Source organism: Tardibacter chloracetimidivorans (assembly GCF_001890385.1).
Taxonomy (GTDB): Bacteria; Pseudomonadota; Alphaproteobacteria; order Sphingomonadales; family Sphingomonadaceae; genus Tardibacter; species Tardibacter chloracetimidivorans.
The window spans coordinates 2,487,015-2,503,429 of record NZ_CP018221.1 but is presented as its reverse complement, the minus strand read 5'-3'; the positions used below and the strand labels follow the sequence as shown (position 1 = coordinate 2,503,429).

The 16,415-nt window shown below is 64.1% G+C and carries 18 protein-coding genes and 1 pseudogene; 9 read left to right on the top strand and 10 right to left on the bottom strand.

Translation table 11 applies throughout. The features are described 5' to 3' along the window. Positions 1-10: 10 nt before the first annotated feature. The 6 genes from BSL82_RS12905 to BSL82_RS12880 all read right to left on the bottom strand — a co-directional run bounded on the left by BSL82_RS12905 (position 11) and on the right by BSL82_RS12880 (position 5,732). Positions 11-793: a ParA family protein gene (locus tag BSL82_RS12905; protein ID WP_072597875.1), complete on the bottom strand. Its 783-nt coding sequence runs from the start codon at positions 791-793 to the stop codon at positions 11-13. Then, positions 790-1,458 (bottom strand): 16S rRNA (guanine(527)-N(7))-methyltransferase RsmG, encoded by a 669-nt coding sequence (rsmG, locus tag BSL82_RS12900; RefSeq protein ID WP_226998460.1) that lies wholly within the window; start codon positions 1,456-1,458, stop codon positions 790-792. The genes BSL82_RS12905 and rsmG overlap by 4 nt, the downstream gene beginning before the upstream one ends. After that, positions 1,448-3,307 (bottom strand): tRNA uridine-5-carboxymethylaminomethyl(34) synthesis enzyme MnmG, encoded by a 1,860-nt coding sequence (gene mnmG / locus BSL82_RS12895; RefSeq protein ID WP_072597874.1) that lies wholly within the window; start codon positions 3,305-3,307, stop codon positions 1,448-1,450. The genes rsmG and mnmG overlap by 11 nt, the downstream gene beginning before the upstream one ends. Positions 3,308-3,400: 93 nt before the next feature. After that, positions 3,401-4,060 (bottom strand): hypothetical protein, encoded by a 660-nt coding sequence (locus tag BSL82_RS12890; protein WP_158010891.1) that lies wholly within the window; start codon positions 4,058-4,060, stop codon positions 3,401-3,403. 80 nt (positions 4,061-4,140) lie between these two features. Next, complete coding sequence (gene mnmE, locus BSL82_RS12885) at positions 4,141-5,457, bottom strand: tRNA uridine-5-carboxymethylaminomethyl(34) synthesis GTPase MnmE (RefSeq protein ID WP_072597872.1); 1,317 nt, start codon at positions 5,455-5,457, stop codon at positions 4,141-4,143. 17 nt (positions 5,458-5,474) lie between these two features. Then, the gene (locus BSL82_RS12880; protein ID WP_072597871.1) at positions 5,475-5,732 is read right to left on the bottom strand and encodes a DUF6489 family protein; all 258 of its coding nucleotides are present in this window, start codon (positions 5,730-5,732) and stop codon (positions 5,475-5,477) included. Between the two features lie 63 nt (positions 5,733-5,795). Here BSL82_RS12880 and BSL82_RS12875 point away from each other — a divergent pair, with 63 nt between their 5' ends. The 3 genes from BSL82_RS12875 to BSL82_RS12865 are packed head-to-tail and all read left to right on the top strand — an operon-like array spanning position 5,796 to position 7,968. After that, the gene (locus tag BSL82_RS12875; protein ID WP_072597870.1) at positions 5,796-6,275 is read left to right on the top strand and encodes a methylated-DNA--[protein]-cysteine S-methyltransferase; all 480 of its coding nucleotides are present in this window, start codon (positions 5,796-5,798) and stop codon (positions 6,273-6,275) included. A 15-nt stretch (positions 6,276-6,290) separates the two neighbouring features. Continuing rightward, entirely contained in the window at positions 6,291-6,986 is a 696-nt protein-coding gene (locus BSL82_RS12870; protein WP_072597869.1) for a dienelactone hydrolase family protein, read from the top strand. A gap of 1 nt (position 6,987) precedes the next feature. Further along, a complete protein-coding gene (locus tag BSL82_RS12865; RefSeq protein WP_072598783.1) occupies positions 6,988-7,968 on the top strand; it encodes a quinone oxidoreductase family protein in 981 nt (326 codons plus the stop codon). A gap of 6 nt (positions 7,969-7,974) precedes the next feature. On the opposite strand, the gene BSL82_RS12860 is transcribed toward BSL82_RS12865, so the two are convergent. Together BSL82_RS12860 and rho are read right to left on the bottom strand one after the other, a co-directional pair. Then, on the bottom strand, positions 7,975-8,688 hold the full coding sequence (locus tag BSL82_RS12860) for a YjbE family putative metal transport protein (RefSeq protein ID WP_072597868.1): 714 nt from the start codon (positions 8,686-8,688) through the stop codon (positions 7,975-7,977). Positions 8,689-8,703: 15 nt separating this feature from the next. Further along, positions 8,704-9,960, bottom strand: coding sequence for a transcription termination factor Rho (rho, locus tag BSL82_RS12855; RefSeq protein WP_072597867.1), 1,257 nt, complete (start codon positions 9,958-9,960; stop codon positions 8,704-8,706). Between the two features lie 213 nt (positions 9,961-10,173). On the opposite strand from rho, the pseudogene BSL82_RS21820 reads away from it, so the two are divergent. Beyond that, a pseudogene (locus tag BSL82_RS21820) lies at positions 10,174-10,931 on the top strand (IS5 family transposase). 13 nt (positions 10,932-10,944) lie between these two features. On the opposite strand, the gene BSL82_RS12840 reads toward BSL82_RS21820, so the two are convergent. After that, positions 10,945-11,382, bottom strand: a complete 438-nt coding sequence (locus BSL82_RS12840) for a CopD family protein (RefSeq protein ID WP_072598782.1) — start codon at positions 11,380-11,382, stop codon at positions 10,945-10,947. Next, the gene (gene hemE / locus BSL82_RS12835) at positions 11,382-12,416 is read right to left on the bottom strand and encodes a uroporphyrinogen decarboxylase (protein WP_418361256.1); all 1,035 of its coding nucleotides are present in this window, start codon (positions 12,414-12,416) and stop codon (positions 11,382-11,384) included. Before hemE ends, BSL82_RS12840 begins: the two co-directional genes overlap by 1 nt. Positions 12,417-12,728: 312 nt before the next feature. On the opposite strand from hemE, the gene BSL82_RS12830 reads away from it, so the two are divergent. The 5 genes from BSL82_RS12830 (at position 12,729) to dnaQ (ending at position 16,383) form a co-directional block, all read left to right on the top strand. Beyond that, positions 12,729-13,556: a pyruvate, water dikinase regulatory protein gene (locus BSL82_RS12830; protein ID WP_072597865.1), complete on the top strand. Its 828-nt coding sequence runs from the start codon at positions 12,729-12,731 to the stop codon at positions 13,554-13,556. Continuing rightward, on the top strand, positions 13,556-14,149 hold the full coding sequence (locus BSL82_RS12825) for a Maf family protein (protein ID WP_072597864.1): 594 nt from the start codon (positions 13,556-13,558) through the stop codon (positions 14,147-14,149). The genes BSL82_RS12830 and BSL82_RS12825 overlap by 1 nt, the downstream gene beginning before the upstream one ends. Beyond that, a complete protein-coding gene (locus BSL82_RS12820) occupies positions 14,146-15,003 on the top strand; it encodes a shikimate dehydrogenase family protein (protein ID WP_072597863.1) in 858 nt (285 codons plus the stop codon). The genes BSL82_RS12825 and BSL82_RS12820 overlap by 4 nt, the downstream gene beginning before the upstream one ends. After that, positions 15,000-15,581 carry a dephospho-CoA kinase gene (coaE, locus tag BSL82_RS12815; RefSeq protein ID WP_072597862.1) on the top strand — a complete coding sequence of 194 codons (582 nt, stop codon included), beginning with the start codon at positions 15,000-15,002 and terminating at the stop codon, positions 15,579-15,581. The genes BSL82_RS12820 and coaE overlap by 4 nt, the downstream gene beginning before the upstream one ends. Before the next feature lie 76 nt (positions 15,582-15,657). After that, positions 15,658-16,383, top strand: a complete 726-nt coding sequence (dnaQ, locus tag BSL82_RS12810) for a DNA polymerase III subunit epsilon (RefSeq protein ID WP_072597861.1) — start codon at positions 15,658-15,660, stop codon at positions 16,381-16,383. Positions 16,384-16,415 lie beyond the last annotated feature (32 nt).

The window sequence follows — 16,415 nt, the reverse complement described above, 5'->3', positions numbered from 1 at the left end:
TCTTCCCTTCTCATGCCGCCCGGGCTTTGCCGTCCAGCCGCCCGATGATTTCACGTGCAAGACCGATATAGGCCTCCGACCCGGCGCAGCGATGATCGTAGATCAGCGCTGGCAGGCCGTGGCTCGGCGCTTCGGAAAGGCGCACGTTCCGCGGGATGACGGTGTCGAAGACCACTTGGCCCAGCACGGCGCGCACGTCCTTTGCGACCTGGTCCGACAGGCGATTGCGCCGGTCGAACATTGTCAGCGCAACGCCAAGCACGGTCAGTCCATTGTTGAACCGCGCCCTCACCCGCTCCACCGTCTTCAACAGCTGGCTGAGCCCTTCCAGCGCAAAGAATTCGCACTGCAACGGCACGAGGATCGAATGCGCCGCCACCAGCGCGTTCACGGTCAGAAGCCCGAGCGATGGCGGGCAATCGGTCAACACCACATCATAGCGCCCGGCCGGAATGGCGTTGAGCGCACCGTCCAGCCGGTGCATCCGCTGATCGACGTCCACCAGCTCCACCTCCGCACCCGACAGGTCCTGGGTGGCGGGGACGATGTCGAGCCGCGGAAGCTTGGTCGAAACCACCGCCTGATCGACAGTGGCATTGCCCATCATCACATCATAGCTGGTGATCTCGCGCTGCTTCTGGTCGACGCCAAGGCCGGTCGATGCATTGCCCTGCGGGTCGAGGTCCACCAGCAGCACGCGCCAGCCGACCGCCGACAGCGCCGTTGCAATGTTGATTGCAGTGGTCGTCTTGCCGACGCCGCCCTTCTGGTTTGCGACCGCGATCCGATTCATTTCCGGCTCCTCCGCTGCACCCCATGGGCAAGGACGATGCGCGCCGCCGGATCGGTAATGCTGGGTCTCAACTGCGCGGAGAAGCCAAATGTCTTCCGCGCATCCGCCAGTTCAGATTCCACTGACGCCCCCTTTGGCAACAACCACAGGGTGTCACTCTCTGCGAAGCGAAGGCCCCAGTCAAACAGTTGCGACAGGCTGGCGAGCGCGCGGGCGGAAATTACGTCGAACCGGGCGGAGGGAAGCGCCTCGGCCCGTTCGGCAAGCACCGTCACCCGGTCCGCCACGCCGCAATGCTTCGCAACCTCCTTCAGGAACGCGCATTTTTTCGCCCGCGATTCGACCAGCGTCATCGTCACGTGGGGCCGCATGATCGCGATCACCAGTCCCGGAAAGCCCGCACCGGAGCCAAGGTCAAGCCAATCGAGCGGGCGGCCCGGCGCATGGTCCAGAAGCTGTGCGGAATCGAGGAAATGGCGGGCCCACAGATGCGGCAGCGTGGCGGGACCCACAAGGTTCATCCGCGCCTGCCATTCCACGAGAAGCGTAGCATAGTCGGAGAGCCGCCCCATTGTTTCACGTGGAACAGAAAAATGCTCGGCCAGATAGCGGCGATCTTCGTCGTCGTCCGCCCCGACCTCAGGCGGCACGACTTCAGGCGGCACGGCGGATGTGCAAGAAGAGCGCAGCGACGGCCGCAGGGGTGATCCCCGCGATCCGCGACGCAGCGCCGATGGTCGCCGGGCGGGTCGCCTCCAGCCGCTCGACCATCTCACGCGAAAGGCCGCGCACATCGGCGAAATCGAGGCCAGCCGGAAGTGCGAGTTGCTCATCCCGGCGGAGCGCAAGCAACTGCTCTTCCTGCCGCTCGACATAGGTGGCGTAGCGCGCGTCGCAGACCAAGCGCTCGGCCACGTCTGGCGCGACACCGCCAAGCTCCGGCGCAAGCGCGGAGAGCGCCTCCCACGACACCTGCGGAAAGCGGAGCCATTCGAACAGCGAGCGCGCGACCCCGTCCTGCCGCACCTCCATTCCGGCGCGCAGCAGTTGCGCCGGAGTCAGCTTCGCATCCAGCATCGCCCGGCCATCCGCATGTGCCGCCTCTCGACGGGCGAAGGCCTCAGCACGTTCGCTCCCAACGAGGCCCCATTGCTCGCCCAACGCCGTCAACCGCTCCCCGGCATTGTCAGCGCGAAGCCGCAGGCGGAACTCGGCGCGCGACGTGAACATGCGATAGGGCTCGGACACGCCCTGGGTCGTCAGATCGTCGATCATCACCCCGAGATAGGCTTGCGCCCGGTCGATCGTGACGGGCGCCTGCTCGCCCGCGCGCCGGGCCGCGTTCAGCCCCGCGACCAGCCCCTGGGCCGCCGCCTCCTCATAGCCGGTCGTCCCGTTGATCTGCCCGGCGAGGAAGAGCCCGCGCACCGTCCCCACCTCAAGCGTGGCCGACAGTTCACGCGGGTCGACATGGTCATACTCCACCGCATAGCCCGGCTGCAGAATCACGGCGCGCTCCAGCCCCGGAATGGAGGCGATCAGCGCGGCCTGCGCATCGGCGGGCAACGAGGTCGAAATGCCATTGGGGTAGATGACATGATCGTCCGCGCCCTCCGGCTCCAGAAAGATCTGGTGCCCGTCGCGGTCGCCGAAGCGGACGATCTTGTCCTCGATGGAGGGGCAATAGCGCGGCCCCCTGCCCCCGATCATGCCGGTGTAAAGCGGCGAGCGATCCAGGCTTTCGCGGATCACGCGATGCGTCGCTTCCGTCGTGCGGGTGATGGCGCATGATAGCTGGGGCGCCGCCGCCCGTGTCGTCATTGCCGAAAGGAAGGATGGAGCCTCGTCCCCCGGCTGCCATTCGACGCTCGCCCAGTCGATCGTCCGTCCGTCAAGCCGGGGCGGAGTCCCGGTCTTCAGCCGCGCCATGCGGAGACCAAGCGCTGCGAGCGAGCGGGAAAGGCTGAGCGCTGGCGGTTCCCCCACGCGACCGCCCGGCCGAGTTTCCAACCCGGTAAAGAGCTTGCCGCCAAGGAAGGTGCCGGTTGTGACGACAATCGCCGGTGCAGACAGCAGCCGTCCGTCGGCCAGCATCACGCCGGTGATCGCGTCGCCTTGCGAGTTGCGTTCGATGGACGCGGCCTCGCCCTCCACAATCTCCAGATTGTCATAGCCGCCGAGCAGCGTCTGGATGGCGGAGCGATAGAGCCTGCGGTCGGCTTGCGCGCGCGGCCCCTGCACCGCCGGACCCTTGCGCCGGTTGAGCAGGCGATAATGGATTCCGGCCGCATCGGCGGCGCGGCCCATGATTCCGTCGAGCGCGTCGATCTCGCGCACCAGATGGCCCTTGCCCAGTCCGCCGATCGCCGGGTTGCACGACATCTCGCCGATCTTGCGTGCATCCTGCGTGATCAGTCCGACGCGCGCGCCGACCCGCGCAGCGGCCGCCGCCGCCTCGCTCCCGGCGTGCCCGCCGCCGATCACCAGCACATCGAAGACCGCCCGATTCGTCATGGCAGAGCCAATGTCAGAACCCCGCCGCTCCGTCAAAACTGTTTCACGTGGAACGTTCGGCCGGGGAGTCGCGAAGCCAACGGAGGTTTGCGGCTATTCCTCCGTGTTAAAGCCTCGGTTATCAATCTCTGCAAATCCGGTGAGGCCAACATAACTGAGGGCACCGGGAGGAAAGCCAGCTTCTAGTACGGGCACAATGCGTCTAGGGAATAGTATGTTAGCGTCCATTATCTGGGACTCGATGATCTCGCAACCGACCATGGTATAGATCGGAGCCATCGGAACGTTGTCTTTCAATGGGATCATGTTGACGCGAAAGAAATGTGATTTCCTAAACGAATTTGTTGGTCCCAAGAGGATCGTAACTGGGCCGATCAGTTCACAGCCGATAAATCGCTTGCCCTCAATTATTTTGCTAATAGGGTTTGCAAGGTCGGCTAGGTTGAGCCTTTGATTGCGAAACTCCCTTTCCATAGGATTCACCGCATCGACGTTCCTAGCCCATTTATCGATCGACCTCGCCTGGATGAACTTCCACCGCCCCCACGCTATGGCTAGGAACGTAAAGGCGAACAGGGCACCTCCGAGCAATGCCGCAAACCACCATGTGATCGCTCCATATGCCGATAACCAAGCTGTCTTAGCGGCTATCCAGCCCGATATGGCACTTATGGTACCCCCAACCCCAAGAAGGGAATAGAGTGCCCATCGAGACTCCAATCGATCAAGAACTTGCTGAATCTTCTTCCACATAATGCGTTCATGCACCGACTTGAATTCGTTGTGGAGTCGAAACAGGCCTGCCCACTTCGTTTGAGCACCCAGCAACCGCTCTACTTCCCGATGCAGAAGCGGCCGAACAGCGCGTCCAGCATATCCTCCACACCCACGCGGCCGGTCAGCCGTCCAAGCGCGTTGAGTGCGGCGCGCAGATGCTCGGCGACCAGCACCGGGTCATGCGCCGCCGCCCCCGCCTCCAGCAGCGCGGCATGGCAATCGCTCACCACGCGGCGCTGGCGGTCGTTGGCCAGCGCCAGAATCTCGCCATGGCCCACCAGCCTTCCTGCTTCCTCCACCAGCCGGTCGGCCAGCGCCGCAAGCCCGTCACCGGTGACGGCGGAGAGGTGATGGAGTCCATCCGCGTCCGGCCCGGCGGGCGCGCCGCTCAGGTCGGACCGCGACATCACCCGGATGACAGGCGCCTCTGTCTCCACCGGCTCGAACCGGCCGTCCTCGCCCGCCATCGCAAGCACGATGTCGGCGGTTGCGACTGCAGCGCGCGCGCGGGCGATCCCTTCCCGCTCCACCACATCCCCCGTCTCGCGAAGGCCCGCCGTGTCGATCGCCACAAAGGGCACGCCCTTTATCGCCAGATGCGCCTCTATCCGGTCGCGCGTGGTGCCGGGGATGGCGGTCACGATCGCCACGTCCCGTTCCGTTAACTTATTGACCAGGCTCGATTTTCCTGCATTCGGAGGCCCGGTCACCGCCAACCGCACGCCGTCGCGCAGCCGCTCTCCGCTGGGCGCTTCAAGCACCTGGTCAAGCTCGGCCGCCAGCGCAGCGATTGCGTCATTGGCGCAACTTTCGTCACTTTCGCCGACGTCGCCCTCATCGGCAAAGTCGAGTCCGGCCTCCACCTGTGCCAACGCATCGAGCAGCCGCTCACGCCAGCCCTCGGCCATACGGGTCAGATGCCCGTCGGCATGGGCCATCGCCTGCCGCCGCTGCATCTCGGTCTCGGCGGCGAGCAGATCGGCAAGCCCTTCCACCTGCGGCAGGTCGAGCACGCCGTTGTGGAAGGCGCGGCGGGTGAAGTCGCCCGGCCCCGCTGCCTTCAGCCCCTCTATCCCATCCAGCGCCTTCAACACGGCCGCGACCACCGCCACCCCGCCATGCAGGTGAAGCTCGGCGATGTCGTCGCCGGTTGCGCTGTCCGGCCCCGGAAAGAGGAGGAGCAGCGCCTTGTCCAGCGCTTCGCCGCCGGCCGGATCGCGCAGGGTCCGCAGCCGGGCGGTTCGCGGCGGGGGCAGCGCCTTGCCACTCAGCCGACGCGCCGCCTCGAACGCGGCCGCGCCCGATATGCGGATGACGGAGATCGCCGCCGGCGGTCGTCCGCTCGACAGCGCGAAGAGGGTCGGCGCGGGCATCGGCGGTGCTTCCGGCGTCAATCCTTGCCGGACGACGAGGACGGCGACGACCCGCCGGTCATCTGCTGCATCGCATTGGCCCACATCTCCAACCCGCCGCCAAGCAGCGGCGACCAGCTCTTCATCACCCGCTCGAAATCCGCGCCGGTCAGCCCATCGCGGATCAGCGCCTGCATGCGGTCCACATAAATGTCATGAACCGGCTTCAGATCAGGCAGGCCAAGGAACGTCCGTGCTTCCTCGGGGGTGCATTCGATGTCGAAGTGAACTTTCATCTGGCGTTCCCGCACTTGAGGGCATGTCCATGACATTGCTAGACCGAGGCAAGGGAGATGCCAATGCTTCGAACGACAATCGCCACGCCGATGGGCGCGCTCGCTATTTCCGGCGATGGCGAAAGGCTGACGCGCCTCGCCTGGGCGATGGACGAAACGCCGGGTGCCGAAGCGGTCGCCCATGATCCGTTGCTGCGCGAGGCGCGCCAGCAGATCGAGGCATGGTTTGCAGGCAAGCTGACCCGGTTCGACCTGCCGCTCACGCCCGCCGCCAGCCCGCGTGGCGAGGTGCTTCGCGCCGCCATCGTCGCCATTCCCCATGGCGAGACCGCAAGCTACGGCCAGGTCGCGAGGGCTGTTGAGTCCGGTCCGCGCGCCGTCGGCCAGGCCTGCGCGCGCAATCCCTTCCCCATCATCGTTCCCTGCCACCGGGTGCTTGGCAACGGCGGCAGCCTCGGCCACTATTCGGGCGGACATGGCGTGGAAACGAAACTGGCGCTTCTGCGTCTGGAATCACCGGGCTTCCAGCACATCCGCAACTGAATGGAGAGAAACGACATGGCTCATATGACCGATATCGCCCCGCTAGACGGATCAGGCAGCTTTCAGGCCTATGTCGCCGAACCTGCGGGCAAGCCCAGGGGTGCCATCGTCGTCATTCAGGAGATTTTCGGCGTCAATCCTGGCATTCGCCAGATGTGCGACGGATGGGCAGCCGAAGGCTATCTCGCGCTTGCGCCCGATCTTTTCTGGCGCATGGAGCCGGGCGTGCAGCTGGACGCCGACAATGAACAGGAGATGGCGCGCGGGTTCGATTTCTACGGCAAGTTCGATCGCGACAAGGGCATTGCCGACATAGAAGCGACGATCAAGACAGCGCGCGCGATGAGCGGCGGCAAGGTGGGCGTGGTGGGCTATTGCCTGGGCGGTCTGCTCGCCTTTCTCACCGCCACGCGGACGGATGCGGATGCGATCGTCAGCTATTATGGCGCCGGGATCGACCAGCAGCTTCATGAAAGCCACGCCATCGGCAAGCCGTTGATGATGCATCTGGCGAAGGCGGATAAGTATATCGGCCCCGACGCGCAAAAGGCCATTCACGAGGCGCTGGACGGCAACCGCCACGTCACCATCCATGATTATGAAGGGCAGGACCACGCCTTTGCCCGCGCCATCGGCTCGGCGCGCAACGAGGAAGCGGCCAACAAGGCGGATGGCCGCACGCGCGCCTTCTTCGCCGAACATCTCGGCTGAAATGGCGGAGGATTATCGCATCGTCTTCCGCGCCAATGGCGGACCGGAAGTTCTTGAGGTGGAGAAAATAGAGCCGGTCGTACCCGGTCCGGGTGAAATCCGGATACGGCAGACGGCGATCGGCCTCAACTTCATCGACATCTATCACCGCACCGGGCTTTATCCCGGCCCGCTGCCGAGCGGCATCGGCAGCGAAGCGGTGGGTGTGGTCGAGGCAGCGGCTCCCGACGTCACCAACTTCGGGATCGGCGACCGCGTGGGCTATGTGATGGGCCCGCCCGGTGCCTATGCAAGCGTCAGGACCGTTTGCGCGGCCACCGCCGTCCCAATCCCGCAAAACATCCCGGACGAGCTTGCCGCCGCCGTTTTGCTGAAGGGCATGACCACCGAGTTTCTGGTGGAACGGTGCGCACGCATCACCCAGGGCCAATCAGCCCTTGTCCATGCGGCGGCGGGGGGTGTCGGCTCGCTTCTGGTCCAGTGGCTGAAAGCGGCGGGCGTTCAGGTCTTCGCCCATGCCGGAAGCGAGGCAAAGGCCGATGCGGTGCGCGCGCTCGGGATCGAGCGGGTGTCCTCCTGCGCGCTCGATGAGGTGGCCGGCTGGGTGCGGCAGGGCACGGGCGGCAGGGGTGTCGATGTCGTGTTCGACGGCGTCGGGGCTGCAAGCTGGCAATGTTCGCTCGCCGCCGTCGCAAGGCGCGGGCTGATCGTATCCTATGGCAATGCGTCGGGTCCGGTGCCGCCGGTACCGCCATTGGACCTGACTAGGGCGGGCTCCATCTTCATGACGCGCCCTACCCTTGCCGATTATTGCTCGACTTCGGCAGAGCGACGTCATTCGGCTGAACGGCTGTTCCAGATGATCGCATCGGGTGCGATCAGAGCCGATGCCGGCCGAAGAATTGCCCTCAGAGACGCCGCCAGTGCGCATCGGGCGCTCGCCAGCCGCGCGACCACCGGCTCGACCGTGTTGGTGCCCTGAGCGGCCTCAGGAGGCCGTCAGCGTCATCAGTCCCACCTGCGGATCGATCAGGCCGTCATAAATCATCTTGCCGGCGACATAGAGGATCACAAGCAGGCCGACATAGGCGATCCAGCGATACCGCTCGATATATTTGGCCAAAATGTTGGCGGCCAGGCCCATCAGCGCCACCGACAGCACCAGGCCGATGATGAGAATGCCCGGATGATCGCGCGCCGCGCCCGCCACGGCCAGCACATTGTCCAGGCTCATGCTGACGTCGGCGACCGCAACCGCCCAGGCCGCCGAGGCAAAGCTCTTCGCGGGCGCAAGGCCGGAATGCTCGTCGCCGGAAATCTCCGGCGAGCCCGCGCTTTCGCCCGCGCCCGCTGGATGCAGCTCGCGGTACATCTTCCATGACACCCACAGCAGCAGCAGGCCGCCCGCGAACACCAGTCCGACGATCTGCATCAGCTGGGTGACCAGCAGCGCGAAGATGACGCGCAGCACGAGCGCGGCCATGATGCCGATGAGGATCACCTGCCGGCGCTGCTGCGGCGGGAGTCCGGCCGCAAGCGCGCCCACGACGATCGCATTGTCGCCCGCAAGCATGATGTCGATCATCAGCACCTGCCCGAAGGCAGCGAGCGTCGATGGCGAGCCGATGTTCGTGATGTCCGCGACGATGTGACGCCAGATGGCTTCCAGCGAGCCAAGCTGGATCAGAATGACCTCTAACATGGTTGGCCTGCCCGCTTACTGGTTCATCGACTCGAAGAAGTCCTCGTTGGACTTGGAATCCTTCATCTTGTCGAGCAGGAACTCCATCGCGTCGATGGTGCCCATCTGCATCAGGATGCGGCGCAGCACCCACATCTTCGACAATTTGCTCTTGTCGACGAGCAGTTCTTCCTTGCGGGTGCCGGACTTGCCGACATCCATCGCCGGGAAGATGCGCTTGTCGGCGACCTTGCGGTCCAGCACGATCTCGGAGTTGCCGGTGCCCTTGAATTCTTCGAAGATCACCTCGTCCATGCGGCTGCCGGTGTCGATCAGCGCGGTCGCGATGATGGAAAGCGATCCGCCCTCTTCGATGTTGCGGGCCGCGCCGAAGAAGCGCTTGGGCCGCTGAAGGGCGTTGGCGTCGACGCCGCCGGTCAGAACCTTGCCCGAAGACGGAACGACGGTGTTGTAGGCGCGGCCGAGGCGCGTGATCGAATCCAGCAGGATCACCACGTCCTTCTTGTGCTCGACCAGGCGCTTGGCCTTTTCGATCACCATCTCGGCCACCTGCACATGGCGGCTTGCCGGCTCGTCGAAGGTGGAGCTGATCACCTCGCCCTTCACCGAGCGCTGCATGTCGGTCACTTCCTCCGGTCGCTCGTCGATCAGCAGCACGATCAGAAAGACCTCGGGGTGATTGTCGGTGATCGCCTTGGCGATGTTCTGGAGCAGCACGGTCTTGCCGACCCGCGGCGGCGCGACGATCAGCGCGCGCTGGCCCTTGCCCTGCGGCGCGACAATATCGATGACGCGGGCGGACTTGTCCTTCACGGTCGGATCGAGCGTGTCCAGACGCAGCTTCTCGTCCGGATAGAGCGGCGTCAGATTGTCGAAGTTGACGCGGTGGCGAACCTGTTCGGGATCGTCGAAGTTGATCGCGGTCAGCCTGGTCAGCGCGAAATAGCGCTCGCCGTCCTTGGGCGCGCGGATTTCCCCTTCCACCGTGTCGCCGGTGCGCAGGCCGAACTTGCGGACCTGGGCGGGGCTTACGTAGATGTCGTCCGGACCGGCCAGATAATTGGCCTCAGGGCTGCGCAGGAAGCCGAAACCGTCGGACAGCACCTCGATCGTGCCGGACCCCATGATCTGCTCGCCGTCTTCGGCCATCGCCTTCAGGATAGAGAACATCAGGTCCTGCTTGCGCAGAGTGGATGCGCCCTCAACGCCCTGTTCCTCGGCCATCGCGACGAGTTCGGCCGGCGGTTTCCGCTTGAGATCGTGAAGATGCATGTATCAATCCATGAAACAGGAAGGAGTCCGGCTTGGGAGTGGAGAATTCGACACTAGCCAGGAAGGGATACGGCCCGGACGGGCGACTGATTTCGCCGCTTACTCGCAGCGGCCACGGCCGTCAAGCGGCTTAGGGTCCAAACTCAATCAGCCTCTTGAAAATCGTTGGTCTCATTGATTCAAGGCGTTTTCGCTGAAGAGGAGGCCTTGGGGATGTCGCGTTCGTTGTTCTGGCTATCGGATGAAGCGTGGACAGCAATCGAGCTCCACTTGCCCAAGAACCAGCCAGGAGCACGACGTGTTGATGACCGGCGGGTGATCTCCGGCATCGTTCACATGCTCAAGTGCGGCGGTCGCTGGGCAGATTGCCCCGCCGAATACGGGCCGGCGACGACGGTCTACAACCGATGGAACAGGTGGAGCCGGCGGGGCATCTGGACACGCATCCTGGCTGCACTGACCGAAGAAGGCTGGATCGCCGAGACCGGGCAGATCGATAGCAGCTACATCAAGGCTCACCGTAGCGCCGGTGGGGCAAAGGGGGGGCGCGAGCCAATGCCATTGGGATCTCGCGTGGCGGCCGGACAACAAAGATCCACGCCCTTGTCGACGTCCTCGGACGGCCGCTTCGTCTCGTCCTGACGCCCGGCAACACATCGGACGTGAAGGGCGCCGACCTGCTCATCAACGAAACAGCGGGAATGAAGCGGGTGATCGCCGACCGCGGCTACGACGCCAATCGCATTAGGACCATCCTGCGCGAACAGGACACGACCCCGGTGATCCCCGGCCGCCGCAACCGCAAGCGCCCGATCCAATATGACAAACGCCGCTACAAAGATCGCTGGCGGGTCGAGGCTATGTTCTGCCGCCTCAAGGATTTCCGCCGGATCGCTACTCGCTACGACAAGCTTGCACGAAACTTCCTCTCAGCCGTAAGCCTCGCTGCCGCTGTGGCTTTCTGGCTCTGATTGAGTCTCAACCCTAGAAGGGCCGCACGACGACCAGAATGACAATGGCGATGATCGCGACGCCGGGCACTTCATTGGCCAGGCGCAGTGCCTTTTCGCCGATCCGCCGCTCACCCCGGGCGAAGGATCTTCTGAGGCCCGACAGCCAGCCGTGATAACCGCTCAGCAGCAGCACCAGGAACAGCTTGGCGTGCAGCCAGCCCTCGCTCCAGCCATAGTTGAACGCCAGCATCAGCCCCAATATCCATGTGGCGGCCATCGCCGGGTTGATGATGATGCGCAGCAGGCGGCGCTCGCGTTCAATCCACAGGCCGTCCTCCGCCGATCCGGGCGCGACTCCATGATGATATACGAAAAAGCGCGGCAACATGAACATGCCCGCCATCCAGAAGATGACGAAGATCAGATGCGCGGCCTTGACCCAGAGATAGGTTTCACCAAGCCATCCGATCATCTTGCGCCTCCCCGCACCAGTTCCAGCATCCGCTCGACATGAGCGATCGGCGTGTCCGGCAATATGCCATGTCCCAGGTTGAAGATGTGCGGCCTTCCGGCAAGCGCATGCATGACGTGACGGACAGCCTCGTCCAGCGCCGCTCCGCCCGCGTTCAGGACAAGCGGATCGAGATTGCCCTGCACCGGCAAGCCTTCGGGCAATGTCGCGTGTGCCCAAATGGGGTCTATGGTTTCATCCAGCCCCAACGCGTCGACGCTGGTCTCCCGCGCATAGGCTGCAAGCTTTGCGCCTGCGCCCTTTGGAAAGCCGATGATCGGGGTATCCGGATGAAGCGCCTTCAGCCGGGCGACGATTTCGGCCGTCGGAGCGATCACCCATTTTTCGAACTGGGCGGGCGCCAGGCTGCCGGCCCAGCTGTCGAACAACTGCACCGCATGAACCCCCGCCTCGATCTGGCTCGACAGATAGGCGACGGTCGCCTCGACGATCCGGTCGATCAGTTGCTGAAAGCCGGCCGGATCGCGATAAGCCAGCCTGCGGGCATCGGCATGGTCGCGGCTCCCGTGGCCGGTGACCATATAGGTCGCAATCGTCCAGGGACTGCCGGCAAAGCCCAAAAAGGTGACCTGTGGCGGCAGGGCGCCCGCCACCCGGCGCACGGTCTCGATGATCGGATCGAGACGTTCCGGACGCGGCACGAGACTCTCGATACCGACGCCGGTCAGTGGCGGCGAAAGCCGGGGTCCCTCGCCCGGCCCGAAGCTCAGCTCCTGCCCAAGCGCATGGGGGATCACCAATATGTCGGAAAACAGGATGGCGCCGTCAAAGGCAAAACGTCCGAGCGGTTGAAGCGTCACCTCGGCAGCGGCGGCGCTGTCGTGCACAAGCTCCAGAAATCCGCCCTTCTCCGCCCTCAGCGCGCGATATTCCGGTAAATAGCGGCCCGCCTGCCGCATCATCCATATGGGTGGCGGATCGAGCCGTTCGCCCCTCAGCACGGCAAGCAGCGGACGGCCTTCACCGGGCATGGAGGGCACAACTCATCTTCATAAGAGTCTTTCTAATAAAAGGATGATGATAGTTGTTGGAGGGGCAGAAGGCGGGGTTTAATCGCCAGGCCCGGGATTGCCAACAGATTGACTCGGATCGCGTCCCACCCGCCTTGCCGAGTCGCAAAATCCATCCACATGATTCACAGCAGCCTCGTTTTCCCGTCCCCATGTGGACAAGTATCCGGGCCGATTCCGGATGCCTCGGGGTGAATCGCCCGCTTGATGCCGTCCCCTGCTTTCCGCTAGCGCTATCCGGATGGTTTTCCACAGGGGACGTCAAGTCAGCTCATGATCAGGCTTCATGTCCACCTCGTGTCGGATTCGACCGGCGAAACGCTGGAGTCGGTCGCCAAGGCGTGCCTCGCGCAGTTTCAGGATGTCGAGGCGATCAAGCATTACTGGCCGATGGTTCGGTCGGTCGGCCATCTCGACCGGGTAATGCGCGAAATCGCCGAACGTCCCGGCCTTATCGTCTATACGCTGGTCAATGGCGATGTGCGCCGCAAGCTGGAGAATCGGGCGCACGCAATGGGTCTGCCGCTGGTTTCGGCGCTCGATCCGGTGCTGGATGCATTGTCCCAGCTTTTGGGTCAGGAGGCTCAGAACCGGCCGGGCGGACAGCACAAGATGGACGCCGCCTATTTCGAGCGGGTGGAAGCGATCCACTACACCATCGCGCATGATGACGGTGCGCTGTGGGAGGAATGGGAAGAAGCCGACATCGTTCTTGCCGGCGTCTCGCGATCATCCAAGACTCCGACGTCGATCTATCTCGCAAATCGGGGTTACAAGGTCGCAAATATCCCGCTGGTGCCGGAATCGCCGCCGCCCGCCATATTGTTCAACCTCTCCCATCCCCTGATCGTGGGCCTGACCACCAGCCCGGACCGGCTGGTCCAGGTGCGCCGGAACCGTCTTCTGGCGCTGAAGCAGGCGCCGGAGACCGCATATGTCGATCCGGAAAAGGTGACGGCCGAACTCGCTTTCGCAAGGCGGTTGTTTGCCGACAATGGCTGGCCGGTGATCGACGTGACCCGGCGCTCGATCGAGGAGACGGCGGCTGCCATCATGAACCTTCTTCTGGATTGGCGCGAGCAGCAGGAAAGCAGGGGCTGATGCTGGTGCTTGCATCCGGAAGCGCTGCGAGAACGGCGCTGCTCACCGCCGCTGGCGTTGCGCATGACGTCATGGTGGCGCAGGTCGACGAGGATTCGGCCAAGCAGGCGTTCAAGGAACGGGGGCTTCAGCCGCGCGACATTGCCGACGGGCTCGCCGAACTGAAGGCGGTGAAGGTGTCGCAGCGGCGACCCGAGGCACTTGTGCTTGGCGCGGATCAGATACTTGCGGCGGAAGATGGCGGCCTGCTCGACAAGCCCGGATCGAGGGAGGAAGCGGCAGACCAGTTGAGGTCGCTTCGGGGAAAAGACCATGTCCTCATTTCGTCGGCGGTCATCGCGCTTGGCGGGCAGCCGATCTGGCGTGCGGTGGACGAAGCGCGTCTGACGGTGCGGAATTTTTCCGATTCCTTCCTCAAGGCCTATCTCGACCATGAATGGCCGGCCATCTCGGGTTGCGTCGGCGGCTATCGGCTGGAGGCGATGGGCGCGCAGCTTTTCTCCCGCATTCGTGGCGATCATTTCACGATATTGGGATTGCCGCTTTTGCCGGTGCTCGATTTCCTGCGCGTTCGCGGGGAGTTGACGTCATGAAGGCCTATGCCGAGGTCATCGGCGATCCGGTCGCGCACTCCCGATCGCCCTTTATCCACAATTTCTGGCTCGGCGAGCTTGGAATCGATGCCGAATACCGGACCTGCCGCGTCGAGGCCGGAAAGGTGGGGGCGTATCTTTCCGAACGCCGGGCCGATCCGTCATGGCGGGGCTGCAACATCACCATCCCGCATAAGGAAACGGCCTATCGCCTGATCGTGACCGAGGGAGCGGGCGGGCTTGGACCGGGCGAGGGCGATTTCGGGGCCATCAACACCATCGCGCACGATCCGCTGACGGGGGCGATGACCGGCTTTAACACCGATGTCGAAGGCGTCACCGGTCCGCTTGCACGCAGCCTTGCGCGGCGGGAGGCTGCACAGCGCCGAGCGCTTCGCATTGCGATTGTCGGCGCAGGCGGCGCTGCGCGCGCGGCGCTCTGGGGCTTAAGCCGCCTGTGTCCGGGCGCGGCCTTCACCGTTCTCGCCAGACGGGACGAACAGGCCCGAGCCCTGCTGGAAGCAATGGGAATACCGGGAACCGTTAAGTCGATCGCCGACGCCTCGCTGGAGGGTATGGACGTACTGCTCAACGCAAGCCCGCTCGGGATGACCGGAAAGCCGCCGCTCGCGCTTTCCCCGGCTGCGATGAACCGCAACGCCATTATATTCGACATGGTATATGCGCCGCTCGAAACCCCGCTTCTCCGCCAATCGCGCAGCCTCGGCTTCGAGGCTGTCGACGGCTTGCAGATGCTGGTCGCTCAGGCGGCGGGGGCCTTTCAGAAGTTCTTCGGCGTTCCCGTTCCCCAGCCGCTGGTCGACGAGGTGCATCAAAGGCTTGCCCGGCAATGATCGTCATCGGCCTCACCGGATCGATCGGCATGGGCAAGTCGACGGTCGCGAATATGTTTCGGCGACTGGGCGTGCCCGTCTTCGACGCTGACGCTGAAGTGCATCGCCTGCAGGGTCCGGGCGGCGAGCTTGTGGCCAGGATCGAAGCCGCCTTTCCCGGCACCACCGGTCCGGGCGGCGTCGACAGGCAGGCGCTCGGCAAGTGGGTGCTCGGTAACGACGTAGAACTGAAGCGGCTGGAAGCGCTGGTGCATCCGGCCGTCTATCGCGCTCGCCAGATGTTTCTGCGGCGACACAGGTTTCGTCCGCTGGTGGTGGTGGACGTGCCTTTGCTGTTCGAAACGGGCGGGGAAGGGGGTGTCGATCTGGTTGCGGTGGTGTCCGCTCCGCCTCATGTGCAGCGCGCGCGTGTGCTGGCGCGGCCGAACATGCCGCCGGAGAAGTTCGCCGCCATCCTCGCAAAACAGATGCCGGATGCCGAAAAGCGGCGACGCGCCGACGTGGTCATCCCGACAGGCGGCGGCAAGGCGCGCACCTTTGCTGAAGTAAAGGCGCTTGTGAGGGCGCTTTCCGGCTAGAAAGACTCGGCTTTCTAGGCCTATAATCGGGGTTCCAGACTCAAGGGCCGGGTCCGGCGGGAAATGCACGTCTGACATGTTGATCGACGCGACACGCACACCAGCACGCGAAATCGTCTTTGATACCGAAACAACCGGCATTGACCCGGGATCAGGTCACCGCCTGGTAGAGATCGGGCTGGTGGAGATGGTGGGCCGGGTCGAAACGGGGCGCGTCTGGCACGCCTATTTCAATCCGGAAAGGTCGATGCCGCCCGAAGCCCAGGCCATCCACGGGCTTTCGGCGCAGTTCCTGTCGGACAAACCGCTGTTTTCGGAACTGGTGGACCAGATTTTGGAGTTCATCGGGGATTCGATCCTGGTCGCGCACAATGCGCAGTTCGACATGGGCTTTCTCGATCACGAGCTTGGCCGGTGCGGCAGGGCCGTCCTGGGCAATGCCCGGGCTGTCGACACGCTGGCGCTCGCCCGGTCGCGTCATCCGGGATCGAAGCATTCGCTTGATGCATTGTGTACCCGATATGGCATCGATCGTACGCACCGCATCAAACATGGCGCTTTGCTTGACGCCCAGCTTCTTGCACAGGTCTATATCGAGCTTACCGGCGGGCGACAGATCGGCCTCGATCTCACGCAGGCGAGCTGCGCACAGCCCGAGGTGGCCGCGCAGGCGCGTTCCGGTCCGATCATCGTCCAACGCCCCGTGCGACCGGCAAGGCTCCATGCCGCCGACCCGCTGGAGCTGGAGCGCCATGCGGCTTTTGTCGCCCGGTTGACCGATCCGCTCTGGCAAGAGGCCTAGTGCCGTGCATGGTGGTACGATTCAGACATTCA